The 16,723-nt window shown below is 72.8% G+C and carries 16 protein-coding genes; 4 read left to right on the top strand and 12 right to left on the bottom strand.

Features of this window, described 5'->3' with window-relative positions:
* Positions 1 to 2 precede the first annotated feature (2 nt).
* From ACFY01_RS12340 to ACFY01_RS12290, 11 genes are all read right to left on the bottom strand, one after another.
* A complete protein-coding gene (locus ACFY01_RS12340) occupies positions 3 to 1,115 on the bottom strand; it encodes an alcohol dehydrogenase catalytic domain-containing protein (RefSeq protein WP_390735634.1) in 1,113 nt (370 codons plus the stop codon).
* Positions 1,116 to 1,155: 40 nt separating this feature from the next.
* The gene (locus tag ACFY01_RS12335) at positions 1,156 to 2,154 is read right to left on the bottom strand and encodes an ROK family protein (RefSeq protein WP_390735633.1); all 999 of its coding nucleotides are present in this window, start codon (positions 2,152 to 2,154) and stop codon (positions 1,156 to 1,158) included.
* Positions 2,155 to 2,165: 11 nt separating this feature from the next.
* Positions 2,166 to 2,861 (bottom strand): HAD-IA family hydrolase, encoded by a 696-nt coding sequence (locus ACFY01_RS12330; RefSeq protein ID WP_390735632.1) that lies wholly within the window; start codon positions 2,859 to 2,861, stop codon positions 2,166 to 2,168.
* A complete protein-coding gene (locus tag ACFY01_RS12325) occupies positions 2,858 to 3,715 on the bottom strand; it encodes a TIGR03619 family F420-dependent LLM class oxidoreductase (protein WP_390735631.1) in 858 nt (285 codons plus the stop codon). Before ACFY01_RS12325 ends, ACFY01_RS12330 begins: the two co-directional genes overlap by 4 nt.
* Positions 3,712 to 4,578 (bottom strand): VOC family protein, encoded by an 867-nt coding sequence (locus ACFY01_RS12320; RefSeq protein ID WP_390735630.1) that lies wholly within the window; start codon positions 4,576 to 4,578, stop codon positions 3,712 to 3,714. Before ACFY01_RS12320 ends, ACFY01_RS12325 begins: the two co-directional genes overlap by 4 nt.
* Before the next feature lie 226 nt (positions 4,579 to 4,804).
* Positions 4,805 to 5,704 carry an NADP-dependent oxidoreductase gene (locus ACFY01_RS12315; protein WP_390735629.1) on the bottom strand — a complete coding sequence of 300 codons (900 nt, stop codon included), beginning with the start codon at positions 5,702 to 5,704 and terminating at the stop codon, positions 4,805 to 4,807.
* Entirely contained in the window at positions 5,701 to 6,516 is an 816-nt protein-coding gene (locus ACFY01_RS12310) for an SDR family oxidoreductase (RefSeq protein ID WP_390735628.1), read from the bottom strand. The genes ACFY01_RS12315 and ACFY01_RS12310 overlap by 4 nt, the downstream gene beginning before the upstream one ends.
* Positions 6,509 to 7,501, bottom strand: coding sequence for a zinc-binding dehydrogenase (locus ACFY01_RS12305; RefSeq protein ID WP_390735627.1), 993 nt, complete (start codon positions 7,499 to 7,501; stop codon positions 6,509 to 6,511). Before ACFY01_RS12305 ends, ACFY01_RS12310 begins: the two co-directional genes overlap by 8 nt.
* Positions 7,501 to 8,709, bottom strand: coding sequence for an MFS transporter (locus tag ACFY01_RS12300; protein ID WP_390735626.1), 1,209 nt, complete (start codon positions 8,707 to 8,709; stop codon positions 7,501 to 7,503). Before ACFY01_RS12300 ends, ACFY01_RS12305 begins: the two co-directional genes overlap by 1 nt.
* The gene (locus ACFY01_RS12295) at positions 8,706 to 9,788 is read right to left on the bottom strand and encodes a 3-oxoacyl-ACP synthase III family protein (protein WP_390735625.1); all 1,083 of its coding nucleotides are present in this window, start codon (positions 9,786 to 9,788) and stop codon (positions 8,706 to 8,708) included. Before ACFY01_RS12295 ends, ACFY01_RS12300 begins: the two co-directional genes overlap by 4 nt.
* Complete coding sequence (locus ACFY01_RS12290) at positions 9,785 to 11,005, bottom strand: sedoheptulose 7-phosphate cyclase (RefSeq protein ID WP_390735624.1); 1,221 nt, start codon at positions 11,003 to 11,005, stop codon at positions 9,785 to 9,787. Before ACFY01_RS12290 ends, ACFY01_RS12295 begins: the two co-directional genes overlap by 4 nt.
* 277 nt (positions 11,006 to 11,282) lie before the next feature.
* Between ACFY01_RS12290 and ACFY01_RS12285 the strand changes: the two genes are divergently transcribed.
* The 4 genes from ACFY01_RS12285 to ACFY01_RS12270 all read left to right on the top strand — a co-directional run bounded on the left by ACFY01_RS12285 (position 11,283) and on the right by ACFY01_RS12270 (position 14,975).
* Positions 11,283 to 11,912, top strand: a complete 630-nt coding sequence (locus ACFY01_RS12285) for a TetR/AcrR family transcriptional regulator (protein ID WP_390735623.1) — start codon at positions 11,283 to 11,285, stop codon at positions 11,910 to 11,912.
* A gap of 137 nt (positions 11,913 to 12,049) precedes the next feature.
* Positions 12,050 to 12,871: an ATP-binding cassette domain-containing protein gene (locus tag ACFY01_RS12280; protein ID WP_390735622.1), complete on the top strand. Its 822-nt coding sequence runs from the start codon at positions 12,050 to 12,052 to the stop codon at positions 12,869 to 12,871.
* A complete protein-coding gene (locus tag ACFY01_RS12275; RefSeq protein WP_390735621.1) occupies positions 12,868 to 13,929 on the top strand; it encodes an ABC transporter permease in 1,062 nt (353 codons plus the stop codon). The genes ACFY01_RS12280 and ACFY01_RS12275 overlap by 4 nt, the downstream gene beginning before the upstream one ends.
* A 35-nt stretch (positions 13,930 to 13,964) precedes the next feature.
* Positions 13,965 to 14,975, top strand: a complete 1,011-nt coding sequence (locus ACFY01_RS12270) for an ABC transporter substrate-binding protein (protein ID WP_390735620.1) — start codon at positions 13,965 to 13,967, stop codon at positions 14,973 to 14,975.
* A gap of 59 nt (positions 14,976 to 15,034) precedes the next feature.
* Here ACFY01_RS12270 and ACFY01_RS12265 read toward each other — a convergent pair whose 3' ends face one another.
* Positions 15,035 to 16,540: a cellulose-binding domain-containing protein gene (locus ACFY01_RS12265; protein ID WP_390735619.1), complete on the bottom strand. Its 1,506-nt coding sequence runs from the start codon at positions 16,538 to 16,540 to the stop codon at positions 15,035 to 15,037.
* Positions 16,541 to 16,723: the final 183 nt, after the last annotated feature.

Below are 16,723 nucleotides of genomic sequence, written 5' to 3'. Positions count from 1 at the left end.
GATCAGGCGGGGTGTGCGGGGCCGTTGCCCAGGTCGATGACCAGGCGGACGACGAGTTCGCCGTCGACGGTGCGGGTGCGGTCGCCGATGATCCGGTTGAGGTGACGGACGCCCGGCTCCAGGGCCATGACATGGGTGAGGAGCGGGTCGGCGGTGCTGTCGGTGCGCAGGGCCTCGGCGGCGGTGAGGAGCTGGGGGCTGGTGACGCCGCGGTTGCCGCTGAGGGTGAGGCTCAGGCCGGGGCGGGTGAAGGTGGTGACGGCCGGGGGCCAGGGGCCGCCGGTGTTGGCGCGGCGGACGCCGTCGAGGTCGACGCCGGGCAGCAGGGGGGTGGTGGCGCGGGGCGGGACGCCGCCGAGCGGGTGGACGGCGACCAGACGCTCGCCCAGGGCGGTGAGGGCGGCTTCCACGGCGGGGACGGTTCCACCGCGATGGGTGGTGACGAGGAGCGCGACGGTGCCGGTGACATGCCGGTCGAGGGGATCGGTGGCAAGGACGCTCACCGCGTGCGGGACATGGGCCCGGGTCCATTCGAGGCCGGCCTCCGTGCGGTGGACCACGACGACACGGACGGTGGGGAAGAGGAAGCGGGGCGCGAGAAGGGCGGCGAGATTGCCGGTCAGGCCGTCGCCGTGGACGACGAGGGTGCCGGGAGCCGAGGTGGCCAGGCAGGAGAGGGCGTAGCGGACGACGGCGTACGGTTCGACGAGGGTGGCGCGGGCGGCGGGGAGGTCTTCGGGCAGGTGGGAGACCAGGCCGCCGCGGACGGCCGGGGCGCCGATGAGGACGCGCTGCTGGAAGAGGCCCGGCACGTTGTGGCCGAGGAGGAACGAGGGGTCGCCGGGGTGGGTCGGGTTGACGACCACCCGGTCGCCGGGGGCGAAGCCGTCGGTGTCCGGCCCGGCGGCGACGACCCGGGCGGCGCCCTCGTGCCCGACGACGGGTGAGGGGTCGTCGCGGTCGCCCCGCAGGATCTGGATGTCGGTGCCGCACAGGCTCACGTGCTCGGGTGCGAGCAGGAGTTCGCCCTCGCCGGGGTCCGGGGTGGGGACCTCTTCGATGCGGCAGGTGGTGCCGTGGCGGACGATCGCGCGGTGGGTGGCCGTGGCCGGCATGGGGTCCTTCCCGGGTGGTGACGGTTGAACGGAGCTGGTCTCAGCGTTTGGTGACGGTCAGTGCGCCGTGGGAGAGCGCGACGGCGCCCGCCATCGGGTCGACCTCGCCGGGGCGGCAGAGCCGCAGCAGGTGTCCGGTCCGGTCGGGGCCGGTGTCGCGGTCGGCATAGCTGCGTACCTCGCTCACCTGGCGGACCAGTTCGGCGTGGTAGGGGTGGCCGAGGCCTTCCGCGTAGCCGCCGCCCACGCCGATGAGGTCGATACGGGGATCGAGGCAGCGCAAGGTGCGCACGATTTCGGCGACGGGTTCCACGACGGTGCTGAGCAGGCGGCGGGCGGCGGGGTCCGCGGACCGCAGCAGGACGGGCAGGACGTCGCGGATGCCCTCGGCGCGTTCGATGCCGAGCGCGGCCGCGACATGCTGCAGAGCGGGTCCGGCGGCCAGCGCGGCGACGTGGCCGGTGCCGCCGCAGGGGCAGCTCAGTGCGCGGACGGCGGCGGGTGCGGTGGAGACGGCCGGAAGGTGGCCGACCTCGCCCTGCATGCCGTGGGCGTCGACCGGGACGGAGCGTTCGGTGAGGTCGGCGGTGCGCAGGGCGATGCCGCTGCTCACCGTGACGTACACGACGCGGCGGTGGTGGGGGCCGGCGAACCGCTCGACGAAGCTCGCGAGGCCGGCGGTGACGTCGTTGAACAGGTGCCAGCTGACGTCCGGGCGACGGGCGGTGAGCAGGGCGCGCAGCGGGACGGGCCGGTCCGGGCCACCGCCCCAGAGCGGGCCCGAGCCGTGCAGCACGCCGTGCTCCTCGTCCATGGCGGCACCGCAGGACATCGCCACCCGCGCGTCTGCCGGCACCACCTCGGCCAGGGTCTCGATCAGCTGGTCGAGGAGCACCGCCGGATCCTCGCCCGGCCGGTTGAGGATGCTCGGCGCGGGGAGTCGTACGGTCTCCCCGGCCCCGGTCCGGATCCGCAGCCAGGTCCCTCCGAGGTCGACGGCGACCTCGGTACGCACCCGGTCGGCGCGGTCCTCCGTCACGGCCCGCGGGCTCACAGCCGTATCCCCTCTGCCGGTTCGGCGTGTGCTCGGGGCTGCCGGATCTCCAGGTGGACACGGCCGCCTCGGGCGTGGGCGGTGACGGCGGTCAGGTCGTCGACGCGGTACGGGACCGGTTCGGCGACGTGGGCGCCGACGGCGACGGGGGTGCCGCCGGAGCGGCGGGCGGCGAGCAGGCCGGGAGCGGAGTCCTCGAAGAGGAGGCAGTCGGCGATGTCCACGCCGAGGATGCGGGCGGCGGCACGGAAGCCCTCGGGGTCGGGTTTGCCGGTCCGGACGTCGTCGGCGCAGACGGTGACGCGGGGCAGGGGCAGTCCGGAGGCGGTGAGGCGGCGTTCGGTCATGGTGCGGGAGGCGGAGGTGACGACGGCCCAGGTGTGCGCGGGCAGGGAGGTGAGCAGCCGGCGGGCGCCCGGTATCTCGGTGACGGTGTCGGCGGTGGCCTCCTCGCGTGCCCGGATCCAGGCGACCTCGGCGGTGATGCCGGAGAAGCCGGCTGCGGGGAGGAGCCCGGCGACGATGTCGTGCGCGGTGCGGCCGGGCAGCGCGGCGAGCACGGTGTCGGGGTCGAGCCGGTGGCGGGCGGCGAACTCCCGCCAGACACGGTCGATGGAGTCGGCTGAGTCGACCAGGGTGCCGTCCATGTCGAAGAGCAGGGCGCCGGCCGTCACGGCGTGCGGGGAGGTCATCCGGTCTCCAGAATGCGTGCGGCGAGCCTGACCAGTTCGAGGTCTTCCTTCCAGTGCCTGCGCAGACGCTGGTCGCCGGGGTCGGTGTCGAGGATCACGTGGTCGGCACCGAGGTCGCGGAGGAAGGCGATGTCGGCGCGGATCTGGTCCGGTGTGCCGTAGCCGAGAGGCCGGGAGTCGGGGTCGGCGGGGGTGGTGGTGGGGAGGAAGAAGATCCTCGGGGCGAACTGCTTGCCGTCCGCGAGGACCCCGGCGGCCCGGGCGCACAGCTGCCGGCTGGGGTGGAGCGGGTGCCAGGCGGTCCCGACGCGGTTGACGCGTTGCAGGGCGCGCGGTCCGTTGCCGCCGATCCACAGCGGCGGGTGCGGGTCCTGTACGGGACGGGGTGCGGTGTGCACCCGGTGACCGCGGTGGGTGACGGTGTCGGAGGTCCATGCCTCGACCAGGACGTCCAGGGTGTGGTCGGTGAGGGCGCCGCGCCTGCGGAAGTCCACGCCCAGGACGTCGAAGGCCCGCGGGGCCCAGCCGACGCCGACGCCGACGACGAGGCGGCCGCCGCTGAGCCGGTCGATGGTGGCGGTGGCCCGGGCGAGCGCGATCGGGTGGCGGTGGGAGGCGATGAGGACACCCGCGCCGAGCCGGACGGTGTCGGTCTGCCCGGCCAGCCAGGAGAGGGTCGCGAGGCTCTCGTGGAACGGGGCGGGCGAGCGTCGGTGGGCCTCGTCGGTGAGGGCCAGGTGGTCGGAGACCAGGACGGTGTCGAAGCCCAGCCGTTCGGCCTCGCGGGTCCAGGTGAGCATGCCCTCGGGGGTCATCTGGGGGCCGAAGTTGGGCAGGTTGATGCCGAATTTCACGTGGCCACCGGCCCGGGGAGAGTGAGCCCGAAGGGGGCGTGGTGGGCTGTGGGGGCGGGTTGCGGTGCGGCGTGCAGTTCGAGCAGGTTGCCGCCGAGGCGGTCGAGGGGGCGCGGCGGTTCCTGGCCGGGGACACCGTGTTCGAAGAGCTCGAGGTTGAGGGCGTCGTCGACGACGAGCATGGCCATCGCCGAGGTGCCCTCGACGTCGAGGTCGAACTGGCGTCGCATGAAGGCCCGGTCGGCGGCGATCTCGGTGCGCAGGACGAGCCGTGCCCGGTGGTGGGCGACCAGGTGGTCGACAGCGGCGTCGAGGTTCTGGACGCTGTAGCCGGTGTGGTCCAGGCCGAGCAGGGTCGGCAGGGGCGCGTCGTCGGCCGGCCGCTGGGCGTGGTGGAGCCGTTCCGCGGTGGTGCCGGCGTATCCGGGGGTGTCGGGCCACTGCTGGAGTTCGAAGAGGGTGCCCCAGGGGGAGCGGAAGTAGATCCAGCGGTTTCCGCGGATCGGGCCCTCGGGGACGGTGACGATGTCGCCGAGGACGTCGACCCCGGGGAGCTCTTCCAGGTGCGCGACGGCTGCCTCGATGTCGCCGACGCGGAGGCAGAGGTGGTTGGTGCCGATGTCGACCAGGCGGGGCGGGGTGTCGGGGGCGCCGGCGGGCGCGGTGGGCACGAGTCGCACCTCGATCCCGGGGGAGAACGAGACGACGCCGGCCCCGCCGGTCCTTTCCACGGTCGAGGGCCCGGCCAGTTCCGCGAGGAAGGCGGTGGCCTCCTCGACGTCGGGCACCGCCACCGTGATCCGGTGGACCGGCCGGAGGGTGCCCGGGGAGGGGGTCAGGGAGGTGTCCGGGGCCGTGGTCATGCGGGGATCCCTTCAAGGTGGGGGGCCGGATCGACGACCCGGACGGGGCGGGGACCGGAGGCCGGGGGCGTCACCGGCAGGGGGTGCGGGCCGGGGGCCGGGGCCGGGTAGGGGCCGGTGGCGGGGTACGAGTGCCTGCCGGTGGCCGGGGCCGTGGCCGGGCTCGGGACTGTGCGCGGCCCGGGGACCGGGCGCGTGGCCGGCATGGGGTGCGGGTGCGGGCGGTTCACGGCAGGAGCAGGACCTTTCCGCGCAGGCCGCCCGCGGCGAACGCGTGGTGGGCGCGGGCGGCGTCGGCGAGCGGGAAGCGGCGGCCGGCCGGGACCGTGAGGCGGCCGGCGGTGATCAGGTCGCTCAGGGTCTGGAGCTGGTCCCCGTTCTCGTCGACGTAACTCTTGCCGGGAGTGATGCCGCGCTCGGGCGCGGGCTGGGGGTTGTCGTCGATGGCGACGAACTGGCCGCCGTCGACGACCGCTCGGATCGCGGCGGCCACGCCCGCGGTGTCGACGACGGCCGTGTGGGTGGCCTCGGGAAGATCCGCGGGCCGGGTGTGGACGGTGCCGACGCCGAGGGCCCGCAGGGGTTCGGTGTCGCCGGGCCGGGCCAGGGCGTCGACCGTGTGTCCGGCCGCGAGCAGCAACTGGACGGCGATCCGGCCGACCGCACCGGCGGCGCCGGTGACGAGCACCGGTGCGCCGGGCCGCAGGGTGAGCTTGGCCAGGGTCTGGACGGCGGTGAGGCCGGCGAGCGGGAGCGCGGCGGCCTCCTCCAGCGGCACTCCGGCCGGGGCCCGGGCGAAGAGCCGGGCGTCGGCGGTGACCTGTTCGGCATAGGTGCCGTAGCGGTGGACCGGTTGGGCGACCATGGCGATGACCTGCTCGCCCACGGTGAACCGGGTGACCTCGCTGCCGGTCTCGGTGACGACACCGGAGACGTCCCAGCCGGGGACGGCCGGGTAGGTCAGGTTCATGGTGAGGAAGCCGGAGCGGGTCTTGAGGTCGACCGGGTTCACGGCGGCCGCGGTCACGGTGACGCGGATGTCCCGTGGTCCGAGCGGCAGTTCGGGCACGTCGGCGAGGGTCAGGACGTCCGGGTCGCCGGTGCGGTGGAAGGTGACGGCTTTCATGCCGGTGGGTTCTCCCTCGGGGCAACTGTGGTGAAGGCGTGGCGGGCGTTGGCCTCCGCCGCGGTCAGGGCGAGTCCGCCGTCGGCGAGGACGGAGGCGCCGGTGAGGTAGCCGGAGCCGGGCCCGGCGAGATAGGCGATGAGCGAGGCGATCTCCTCGGCTCCGGCCGGACGTCCGAGCGGAATGTCGGGACGGGAGATCTCCCGGTAGGCGGCCTCGTCGTGGACGCCGTTCATGGCGGTGGCGGTCTCACCGGGGGCGACGGAGTTGACCCTGATGCCGAACCGGCCGAACTCCAGCGCGAGTACCTTGGTGATCATGCCCAGGGCGGCCTTGCTGGCGCAGTAGAGCGCGCCGCCGGTGATGGGCACGCTCTCGTGGACGGAGGTGACATTGACGATGCTGCCCCGGACACCGCCCCGGATCATGTGGTGGCCCACCGCGGAGGCGAGCGCCATGGGCGCGAGGGCGTTGATCGCGAACACCTCGTCGGCCCGCTTCAGTTCCAGGGCGTCGGCGGCGGTGCGGTCGTTGACGCCGGCGCTGTTGACCAGGCAGTCGATACGCCCGGCCCGCTCGACGGCGGCCATGCAGCTGTCGACGGCGGCGTCCGGGTCGCGCAGATCGGCCCGGACCGGGACGCACTCGGCGCCGGTGGTGCGCCGGAGTTCTCCGGCGACCTCGCGGATCCGGTCCTCGCCGGTGGCGTAGCCGAGCAGCAGCCGGTGGCCGGGGCGGGCGAGCGCCCGGGCGGCGGCCCGGCCGATGCCGCTGCTGGCACCGGTGATCAGTGTGGTGTGGCGGTCAGGCAACGCTCAGCACCACCTTGGGCCGGGTCCGGCCGTGCTGGAGCACGTCGAAGGCGCGGGCGACCTCGGCGAGCGGTATCACCTGGTCGACGAGACCGGCGGCGAGTTCGTCGACCAGTTCGACGGCGCGGGCGTAGTGGTCGACGCCGTGCCGGACTCCGGCGATGCGGAGGCCTGCGAGGGCGATCCGGCCGGGGTCGACGGTCTCGGTCCCCGCGGGGACACCGACCAGGAGGCACAGGCCGCCGGGTCGCAGACGGTCCAGCGCGGCGGTGAGGGTGCCGGGGGCGCCGGAGCACTCCAGGACGAGGTCGTAGCCGGTGGGGGCGTCGGCGGCGTGCGTGAACCGGTTGCGGTGGCTGCCGGGCGGGAGGTGGCCGACGGTGCCGGGTTCGGCGATGTCGACGGTCACCGGGTGGCGGGCGAGGACGGCGGCGGCGAGGCTGCCCATGGTGCCCGCGCCGACGACCAGGATCCGGTCACCGGGCCCGAGACCGGCCGCGTGGACCGCCTCCAGCACCGTGACCAGGGGTTCGACCAGGACGTGTTGCGGGCGCGGGTGCTGCGTGCCGGGGCCGAAGGGGACCAGGGCGTGGCGAGGCATCACCAGGTACTCGGCGGCGGCGCCGGCCCAGCCGTACAGACCGACCTCGCGCAGTTCGGTGCAGAGGTTGCGGTGGCCAAAGGCGCAGGAACGGCAGGACTGGCAGGGGATCATGGTGGAGCCGGTGACCACCTCACCGTGGCGCAGTCCCGTGACGCCGGGGCCGTACTCCTCGACGGTGCCGACCCATTCGTGGCCGAACCGGTGCGGGAAGGCGGCCCGCCCGTCGGCGAGGTAGGCGGAGGTGCCGTGGAGGAGCTCCAGGTCGCTGCCGCACAGGCCGACGTAGGCGATCCTGACCAGGACCTCGCCGGGTCCGGCGGCCGGGCGGGGGGTCTCCACCAGGGTCGCGGTGTGCGGTTTGTCGATGACGGCGGCCCGCATCAACGGCCCTCACCTGCCCTCCGGGTGCGGCGGGTGCCCACGGCGAGGGCGAGTACGGCTGCCAGGGCCAGGGCGGCGCCGACCGCGGGCAGCGAGGCGAGGGACGCGCCGAGCGAGAGGGTGGCCGAGCCGATCCAGGCGCCGGCGGCGTTGGCGAGCTGGAAGCCGGCGATGTTGACCGTGGCCGCGAGGTTGGGGGCCTCGCTCGCCGCGTTGATCAGCTTGGAGGCCAGCGGCGGGATGATCGAGAAGCCCGCGGCGCCGAGCACGAAGAGCCAGGGTGCGGTGAACCAGGTGCTCGAGCCGAAGAGCGCGAGCAGGCCGAGCGCGACGGTGAGCGCGCCGAGCGCGACCAGCAGGGTGCGGTCGATGGAGCGGTCGGCGAAATGTCCACCGAGCTGGTTCCCGGCCACCGAGCCGATGCCGAAGACGAAGAGGAGCAGGGTGATGTGGCCGGCCGAGAAGCCGGTGTAGTCGCGGAGGTAGGGCGCGATGTAGGTGAAGACGACGAACAGGGCGGCCTGGCTGAGCGCGGTCAGGGTGAGCGCCGCCCACACCGAGGGGCGGGTGAAGACGGTGAGTTCGGCGGAGATCGACCCGGCCGGGCGGGCGGGGGCGTGCCGGGTGACGGCCACGAGTCCCACGGTGACCAGGGTCTGGAAGACCGCGACCACCACGAAGGAGGTCCGCCAGCCGAACTGACCGCCGATCAGGGTGCCGAGCGGCACGCCGAGCACGGTGGCCAGGTTCAGGCCGAGCGAGACCCGGGCGATCACCCGGCCCTGGAACTCCGGCGGCACCAGCGAGGTGGCGAGGACCAGGCAGAGGGCGAAGAAGGTGGCGTGCGGCAGCGCGGTGACGATCCGGAAGACGACCAGGAGCGCGAAGCTGTGCGCCAGTGCCGTGCCGAGGGTGCCGATGACGAAGACCGCCATGGAGCCGATGATCAGGGCGGTGCGCGGCACCCGGGTGGTGACGATGGTGAGCAGCGGACCGCCGATCATCACGGTGACCGCGTAGACGGTCACCAGGAGGCCGGCGGTGGCGTCGGACACATGGACGTCACCCGCGATGTCCGGCAGGACGCCGGCCACGAGGTATTCGACGGTGCCGACGCCGAAGACGGCGAGCAGCATCCATAACACGGCGGCGCCGGCGCCCGCCGCTGGTACGGGTGTCACGGTCTCGGTCCTGGCGGTGGCGGTCAACGGACGCCCTCCTTCGTCTCGTTCGTCTCGTCGGTCTCGTACGTTTCGGTGGTGTGCGCGTGCGCGCCGGTGTACTCCACGACCGCGCAGCCCCAGGTGAATCCGACGCCGATGCCGGTGAGCAGCAGCCGGTCGCCCGGGGTGAGGGCACCGGAGCGGCGCAGCAGGTCGAGCCCGAGGATCGGGTCGGCGGCGCCGGTGTGCCCGATCTCCCAGCCGCGTTCGGCCAGCGTCTGCCCGGCGTCGATCTTCAGCGGGACGAAGCACTGCTTGCGCAGCAGGACCCGGCCGAAGTTCGGCACCAGCCAGTGGGCGATGTCGCAGTGTGCGGTGCCGGCGTCGGCGAGCGCGGTCTCGGCGCAGCGTGACAGCGCGGCGGTGTTCCGGGTCCAGAACTCCTCGGTACTGCGGGTCTCGGCGAATGCGGCGACCCGCCGGCGCAGGTCGATGGGGGTGCCGGAGCCGTAGTACGGCATCGCCATCGAATCGTTGCCGCGGTGCATCCGCTCGAGCAGCGGGTCGCTGACCACGGAGGTGGACAGGACCCGGAAGGGGCCGCCGTCGTGGCCGAGGACCAGGGCACCCGCGCCGTCGCCGTAGACCAGTCCGCTGTCGGAGGCCCAGCGGTCGAAGAGCGGCAGCTGCCAGGCGTCGGAGGCGGTGACCATGCCCTTGCCGGAGCCCGCGCTCCAGCGGCCGACGAGTTCCATGCCGACGACGGCGCCCGCGCAGGCGGTGCGGATCTCGATCGGCACGCATTCCTCCACGCCGAGCTCGCTCTGCAGATAGGCGCCGCAGTTCCAGCCCTCCAGGCCGTTGTGCAGCACCACCGCGTGGACCAGGACATCGATGTCGGCGGGGTCGGTCCCGGCGTCCGCGAGCGCGGCGCGTCCGGCGGCCACCGCCATCTCCGGGGCGGTCTCGCCGCGTTCGGGGCGGGCCACGGCGGCCGACACCTGTCCGGTCTTCTGGTGTTCGACCTGGTCGTAGCGGCCGGTGGCCACCATCTCGGCGGCGAACTCACGCTCTTCGGGCAGATAGGAGCCGAAGCCCTCGATGTAGAGGCTGTCCCACTTCACGCGGCGTCACCGGCCCTCACGAGTCCGGCGGCGGCTCCGAAGTCCCGGCCGGTCCGTCGTCGTGCGGTGTCGAGCTCCTTGAGCGCGGTGTCCAGTTCCTCGGTGGTGACGTCGTTGACGAAGCGGTGGTGGCCGATGCCGACCGGCAGCGGCAGCCGCTGCTGCCCGTCGCGGTGGCGGACCGTGTCGGCGAGTGCGCCGTCCAGGATTCCCGGGCGGGCCAGGACCTCGGTCCACAGCGGGAGTCGCAGCCGGTCCATCAGCGCCAGTACGCGCTGGGTCTGGTGCTCGGTGACATCGCCGCGCATCCGTCCCATCACGGTGGTGAGGGCCATGTCGACGGCGACCGCCTCTCCGTGCAGCAGCTCCGGCAGCGCCTCCATCTCGATGGTGGGGCTGAAGGTGTGCCCGTAGTCGACGCACCGTTCCAGGCACTGTTCCCACAGGTTGGGCTGGAGTTCTTCCAGCATCAGGTGGATGGCCTCGGAGACGACCCGGCGGGCCGCCGTCTCCAGTGCGGGGGTGCTTCCCTGGAAGCGGTCCTCGATCAGCAGCGGTCCGAAGTCCTCCAGCAGACGGAAGAGTTCCGCCGACTTGATCAGCGCCATCTTGAGGATCTCCGCCAGCCCGTTGGAGAGGTGACGCGCGTCGAGGGTGCTCAGGAAGGAGCGGTCCACGAAGGTCGCCACGGCCGGCGCGTAGGTGCCGAGCCGGTTCTTGCCCTGCCCGTAGTTGACCCCGGTCTTCACGCCGACCCCGGCGTCGACCAGGCCCACCAGCGTGGTGGGTATCCGCACGTAGGGGGTGCCGCGCCGGTACAGGCTGGCGGCGAGTCCGACGACGTCGAGGAGGACACCGCCGCCGATCGCGATCACCGGTTCGCGCCTGCGGTCGATACCGAAGTCGTTCATCGCGTCGACCACATCGGTCACCAGGTTCCACCGCTTGACGCTCTCGTCCGCGCGCAGGGGGACGAGGGTGACCACTATGCCGTGGTGGTCGAAGTAGCGGGTGATGCGCCCGCCGTGGAGCTGGTGGACGGTGGCGTCGATCACGACGAGACGGCGGTCGCCGGGACGCAGCGGGGCGTCCGCGCAGCCCGATAACAGCTGGGTGCTGCCGGGCTCGAACAGGCCGGACGCCTCGACGACGTGGTACCTGACCTGTTTGACGGCCTCCACGGTCCAGGACGGGGAGGCGGAGTGACGGCGCGCCAAGCCATCGGTGTATGACGCACTGTTGTGCATGTCGAGTCCTCACGGTGTGCACGCTGGATGTGTGGTGGCCGGGCGACCGCTCTGTCGCCGTGCCGCGCTACACATGAAGATGTGGCGAGGAACCACGCCAGTTCGGCGAACCGGTTCCTCTCACCGGCCCGGCGACACTATCATTCGTTTATCGATCGCTACATGAATTTTGGATCACACCGGCGTGAAGCCATGCCCCGGCCCGCGCCTCGACAGAGCACGCTCACCGACGACGTGGGAGCACCCGATGGCAGGCGTACGCGGCCAGGGCCGTAAGTTCGATCTCGAAGACGTCCTGGAGAAGGCCATGTTCGTCTTCTGGCGCCACGGTTACGACGGCGCCTCGGTCGCCACCCTCTCGCGGGAGATGGGGATCAACGCCCCCAGCCTCTACGCGGCCTTCGGCAGCAAGGAGGGCCTCTTCTTCGCCGCCGTCGACTACTACAACAACGGCAGAGGCAGCTTCATGCAGCGCGCCTTCGACGAGGAGGACCGCTCCCCCGCCCTGATCCAGCGTCTGCTGCGGGAGGCGGCCGACACCTACACCCACTCCGACGGTCCCGGCGGCTGCCTGGTCATCGGCTCCGCCACCCGGGTCTCCGACACCGCCCAGCAGGTCGCCGACCGCCTCCGCGACCTCCGCAACGCCAACATCGACCGTCTGGAGGCCCGCATCGGAGCGGACATCGACGCGGGCACCCTCCCGGCCGGCACCGACGCACGCGCGGTCGCCGAGTTCGCCGGGGTGATCATCCAGGGCATGTCGCACCGGGCCCGCGACGGCGCGACGACCGAGGCGCTGCGGACGGTCGCGGGGACGGCCTGGGAGTCGCTCCGCGTCCTGCTGGGCGAGACGAAGGGTGACGCTTCCCCCTGATCGCCCCCGCCGGTCCCTTCACCGGTGTCACAGATCTTGCCGCCACACCGGACTCACCCGTTCGCACACGACCCTTGACGCCCAACCACAGGCTGCCCAGAATCGCAGGACCGTCAACGACCAACCAGAAGGCACACATGGCCTCTGCAAGGGAACCACTTCTCACGGCATCCGGCATCTTCAAGCGATTCGGCCACGTCCAGGCGCTCCAGGGCGCGGACTTCACTGCATACCCCGGCGAGGTCGTCGCCCTGATCGGTGACAACGGTGCCGGCAAGTCGACTTTGGTGAACGTACTGTCGGGTGTCGTCGCCCCGGACGGCGGCGAGGTCCGCCTGGAGGGGGTGCCGGTCCGGTTCACCGGGCCGATGGACGCGCAGCGCCACGGCCTGGAAACCGTCTACCAGGATCTTTCGCTGGCGCCCGACCTCGACGCGGCCGCCAATCTGTACCTCGGCCGGGAACTGGTGCGCGGTGGCGTCCTGGGCCGCCTGGGTGTACTGGACCGGCCCGCCATGCGGCGGGAGGCGGTCAGGGCGTTCGCCGAGCTCGGTGTGGAACTGAAGGACGTGACCGCTCCGGTGACAACGTTGTCGGGCGGCCAGCGGCAGTCGGTGGCCGTGGCGCGCGCGGTCGCGTTCGCCAACAAGGTCATCTTCATGGACGAGCCGACCGCCGCGCTGGGCGTCGTGCAGCGCGCCCGCGTTCTGGAGACCGTGCGCAGGGTTGCCGACCGGGGCATCTGCACGGTGCTGATCAGCCACAACATGCCCGAGGTGCTGTCGGTGGCGGACCGGGTCGAGGTGCTGCGGCTGGGCCGGCGGGTCGCCTCGTTCACCGCGGCCGGCACCACGATCGAGGAACTCGTCGGGGCCATGACCGGATCGCTGGACGAACCCGCGCGGCAGGAGAAGGCCCTCGGCCCGGCCGCGGCGAAGGAAGCGGAGGACGGGAGATGACCGCCGACAGCCACAAGACCCGGCCGCCCGCTCCGGCGCAGGACCCGCCCGTTCCCCCTCGCACGGGGGTGGCGGTCCCCGGGTGGCTGCGGCGGGCGGCCGGCATCAGCGAGGTGTGGACGTTCGTGATCCTCGCGGCGCTGGTCGCGTTCTTCACCATCGCCGCGCCCGGCAAGTTCTTCACCACGTACGACCTCACGCAGATCGCCGTGAACGCCTCCATCTACCTGGTGCTCGGCGTCGGCATGACGTACGTGATCATCACGGCGGGCATCGACCTGTCCATCGGCTCGGTCCTCGTCCTGGCCGCGGTGGCCGCGGGCGAGTACAACATCCACCACGGCGGGGCCGAAGCGGGCTGGGGCACGGTCGCGGTGTGCGTACTGATCGCCCTCGCCGTCGGCACCGCGTGGGGCGCCCTCCAGGGAGCGGTGGTGGCGACCGGGAAGGTGCCCCCGCTGATCGTGACGCTCGGCGGGCTCGGTGCGGCGCTCGGTCTGGCCGAACTCGCCACGGGCGGCCAGGATCCGGCCGGGGCGGCCGCCACCCACCTCCAGAACAGCCTCGGCTTCGGCAAGGTGCTCGGCATCCCGTGGATGGTGGTCCTGGCCGCCGTGGTCACCGCCGTGTTCGGCGCGGTGCTGGCCGGTACGAGGTTCGGCGAGCACACCCTGGCGATCGGCTCCAACCCGGCCGCCGTACGGCGCGCGGGCGTCTCGGTGGGGCGGCACCTGATCAAGGTGTACGGGCTGATGGGGCTGCTGGCCGGACTGGGCGCGGTGATGTGGCTGGCCTCGTACGGCACGACGTCCATCGCCGGGCACTCCACCGACAACCTCAAGGTGATCACCGCGGTGGTCCTCGGCGGTACCAGCCTGTTCGGCGGGCGCGGATCGGTGCTGGGCACCGTGATCGGCGTGTTCATCCCCGCCGTGCTCACCACCGGGCTGATCGTCATCGGCGTCCAGCAGTACTGGCAGGACGTGGCGGTGGGCGTCGTGCTGGTGGCGGCCGTCTACATCGACCAGATGCGCAGGAAGACCCGGGAGCGCTCATGACCCCGAGAGCGTCCAGACCCAAGGAGAGCACCGTCATGTCCAAGTCGAGTATGTCGAGCATGCGCGGCAACCGCAGGCCGCTGGTGGCCGCGGGCGTCGTGCTCGCCCTGACCGGCGCGGCCGCGTGCGGTTCGTCGGACAGCGGCGGTTCCGGGTCGGGCGGTGCCGCCCACAAGAAGGTCCGGCTGATCACCGGGGTGAAGAGCGACCCCTTCTACATCACCATGACCTGCGCCGCCAAGGCCGAGGCCAAGGCCAAGGGCATGGACTTCACCGCCGACGGATCCGCGCAGTGGGACGTGTCGGTCCAGCGGCCCCTCCTCGACTCCGTCGCGGCGGCCCGCCCCGACGGGCTGCTGATCTCGCCGGTCGACACCAGCGCGCTCACCCCCTCGCTCAAGCAGATCCAGTCGTCCGGGACGAAGGTCGCGCTCGTGGACACCACGGTCAGCGACTCGTCGGTCGGCATCACCCGCGTCTCGTCCGACAACGAGAAGGGCGGCCGGGTCGCCGCCGACGCGCTCGCCAAGCTGATGAACGAGAAGGGCTCGGTGATCGTGATCAGCGTCAAGCCCGGCGTCTCCACCACCGACGCCCGGATCAAGGGCTTCACCGAGGAGATGGCCAAGTACCCGGACATCAAGGTGCTGCCCACCCTCTACGACAACGACCTGCCGGCCACCGCGGCCTCCCAGATCCAGTCGACGCTGGCGGCCCACCCCGATCTGGGCGGCGCCTTCGCGGGCAACACCAACACCGGCCAGGGCATCGCCACCGGCCTCAAGCAGGCGGGCAAGCAGGGCAAGGTGAAGGTCGCCGCCTTCGACGCCGAGCCCGACGAGATCGCCGCGCTCAAGGCGGGCACCCTCCAGGTCCTGGTCGCCCAGGATCCGGCGGGTATCGGCAGGCAGGCCGTCGACCAGCTCGCCGCCGCGTTCGAGGGCAAGTCCGTCGAGAAGTCGGTGGGCACCGGCATGGTCGCCATCACGAAGGCCAACATGAACCAGCCGTCGGTCAGCAAGTACCTCTACAAGTCGGGCTGCTGACGGGGCCGCCCGCGAAGGGCCGGTGGGCCCCCTCGCTCGTCGGGGGCCCACCGGCCGTACTACTTCGCGCAGCGCTCGCCGTTGAGCGTGAAACCGTAAGGCTCCGAGTTGTCGCCGTGCCGGGAGGCGAGGAAGCCGAAGGAGAGACTGCCGCCGGCGGCGACGGACTTGTTGTAGTCGGCCGCGACGGCGGTGACGCGGGAGCCGTCCTGGGTGACGCTCGCGTCCCACATCTGGCCGACCGACTGGCCGTCCCGGAAGGACCAGGCGACGCGCCAGCCGGACAGGGGCTCGTCGGTGGTGACGGTGACGGTGGCCTGGAAGCCGTCGGGCCACTGGTTGACGAGGTTGTACTCGACCCGGCAGACGGCCGAGGTGCCGGTGCCGTCGCCGGCGGTGGCGCTGCCGCCGGCGGTCTCGTGGGCGGTGGAGGAGGAGGTGCCCTGCGGTTCCGGGTCGGAGTCGGAGCCGACGGGATCGGCGGGGTCGGACTTGCTCACCGGACCGCGCGAGGACGGGCCGGTGGAGCGGGACGCCGAGGCGGAGGGCAGCGGGGCCGCGGTCGGCAGGGAGGGGCTGGGGTCGGCGACCGGCTGGCGGCCGTCGCGGGCGGCCACGGTCTCGTCGCCGGAGCCGTACGGCATCATCGACACCCCGAGCGCCAGCAGCGACAGCAGTACGGCGGTGCCCAGCAGCCCGTTGCGCACGACCCGGTGGCGGTGCGCGGCGTCCTTGGGCTCCCCGGTCTCCGGGTCCTGCTGGGGGCGCGCCTTGCCCTGACGCACCTCCACCGCCCGGCGGCGACGCTCGAGGTAGGCGAGGCCGCCCCAGCCGATCACGCCGCCGGCCAGGGCCGCGGGTATGCCACCGCCGTGCAGTCGCAGGCAGGCGGCGGCCTCCGCGCACTGCACGCAGGTGGCGAGGTGCCGCGAGAGGTCCTCGGGGGTGTCGGCGGCGGACGAGCGGGTGACCGCGTCGAGGAGACGCGCGTAGCTGCGGCACTGCGCGTCCATCGGCGAGTCGACGTGGGCGCGGTGGCAGCGGTCCCGGAACAGGCCGCGCACCTGGTCCAGTTCGCGGGCCGCGTCGGCCGGGTCGAGGCCCAGGCGGCGGGCGACGGCGGGCAGCGGCAGCGCCTCCACCTCGGCCAGCCACAGCAGCGACGCGTCCGCGTCCTGCATGTCCCGCAGGCCGCGCAGGGCGACCGGGCGCAGCAGGGGCGGTCCGGTGTAGCGGGCGGCCTTGTCGGAGTTGAGCCACAGCCTGAGGTCGGGGTCGAGCTTGTGGCCGAGGCCGTCGGCCTCCCAGGCCGCCGCCGTGCTGCGTACGGCGGTGAGCAGCAGGGGGGTCATGGGCAGCCGGGCCGGCCGGCGGCCGGCGCCACGCCCGGGGGCGGCGTCGGCGGCTCGGGCCTCCCGCAGGCCGAGCTCGAAGGCCTCCGTGGCCAGCTGGTTGGCCGAGGTGGCGCCGGAGGTGCACAGATCGGCATAGGAGAGCACCGCGTCCCAGTACTCGGAGAACAGCGCGGCCTCGGCGGCGTCCTGGGGCTTCGGCAGGTCGGGCATGGGTCTCCTGCATCCACGAGCGAGGTCAACTCACCATATTGGTAAGGGAGTTGGGGGGAACCTCGCGGCAGGGCCAGAGCCTTTCACGTCTCCGACACAACTGACAAGCGGCATATTCAAATCCAGTTGCCGGCAGCCCCAGGACCGTGCTCCTGCCCCACGCGCCAGCCCAGATGATACGGA

Origin of the sequence: Streptomyces sp. NPDC001480 (assembly GCF_042894725.1) — a bacterium.
In the GTDB taxonomy this organism is placed as follows: domain Bacteria; phylum Actinomycetota; class Actinomycetes; order Streptomycetales; family Streptomycetaceae; genus Streptomyces.
The sequence above is the reverse complement of the archived record's forward strand: the minus strand, read 5'-3'. Positions and strand labels throughout refer to the sequence as shown.

Excerpts from the sequence above, each read along its gene's own strand:
- ACFY01_RS12340 (WP_390735634.1), bottom strand. The coding sequence starts at position 1,115 with ATGCCGGCCACGGCCACCCACCGCGCGATCGTCCGCCACGGCACCACC.
- ACFY01_RS12330 (WP_390735632.1), bottom strand. The coding sequence starts at position 2,861 with ATGACCTCCCCGCACGCCGTGACGGCCGGCGCCCTGCTCTTCGACATG.
- ACFY01_RS12320 (WP_390735630.1), bottom strand. The coding sequence starts at position 4,578 with ATGACCACGGCCCCGGACACCTCCCTGACCCCCTCCCCGGGCACCCTC.
- ACFY01_RS12315 (WP_390735629.1), bottom strand. The coding sequence starts at position 5,704 with ATGAAAGCCGTCACCTTCCACCGCACCGGCGACCCGGACGTCCTGACC.
- ACFY01_RS12305 (WP_390735627.1), bottom strand. The coding sequence starts at position 7,501 with ATGCGGGCCGCCGTCATCGACAAACCGCACACCGCGACCCTGGTGGAG.
- ACFY01_RS12285 (WP_390735623.1), top strand. The coding sequence starts at position 11,283 with ATGGCAGGCGTACGCGGCCAGGGCCGTAAGTTCGATCTCGAAGACGTC.
- ACFY01_RS12280 (WP_390735622.1), top strand. The coding sequence starts at position 12,050 with ATGGCCTCTGCAAGGGAACCACTTCTCACGGCATCCGGCATCTTCAAG.
- ACFY01_RS12275 (WP_390735621.1), top strand. The coding sequence starts at position 12,868 with ATGACCGCCGACAGCCACAAGACCCGGCCGCCCGCTCCGGCGCAGGAC.
- ACFY01_RS12270 (WP_390735620.1), top strand. The coding sequence starts at position 13,965 with ATGTCCAAGTCGAGTATGTCGAGCATGCGCGGCAACCGCAGGCCGCTG.
- ACFY01_RS12265 (WP_390735619.1), bottom strand. The coding sequence starts at position 16,540 with ATGCCCGACCTGCCGAAGCCCCAGGACGCCGCCGAGGCCGCGCTGTTC.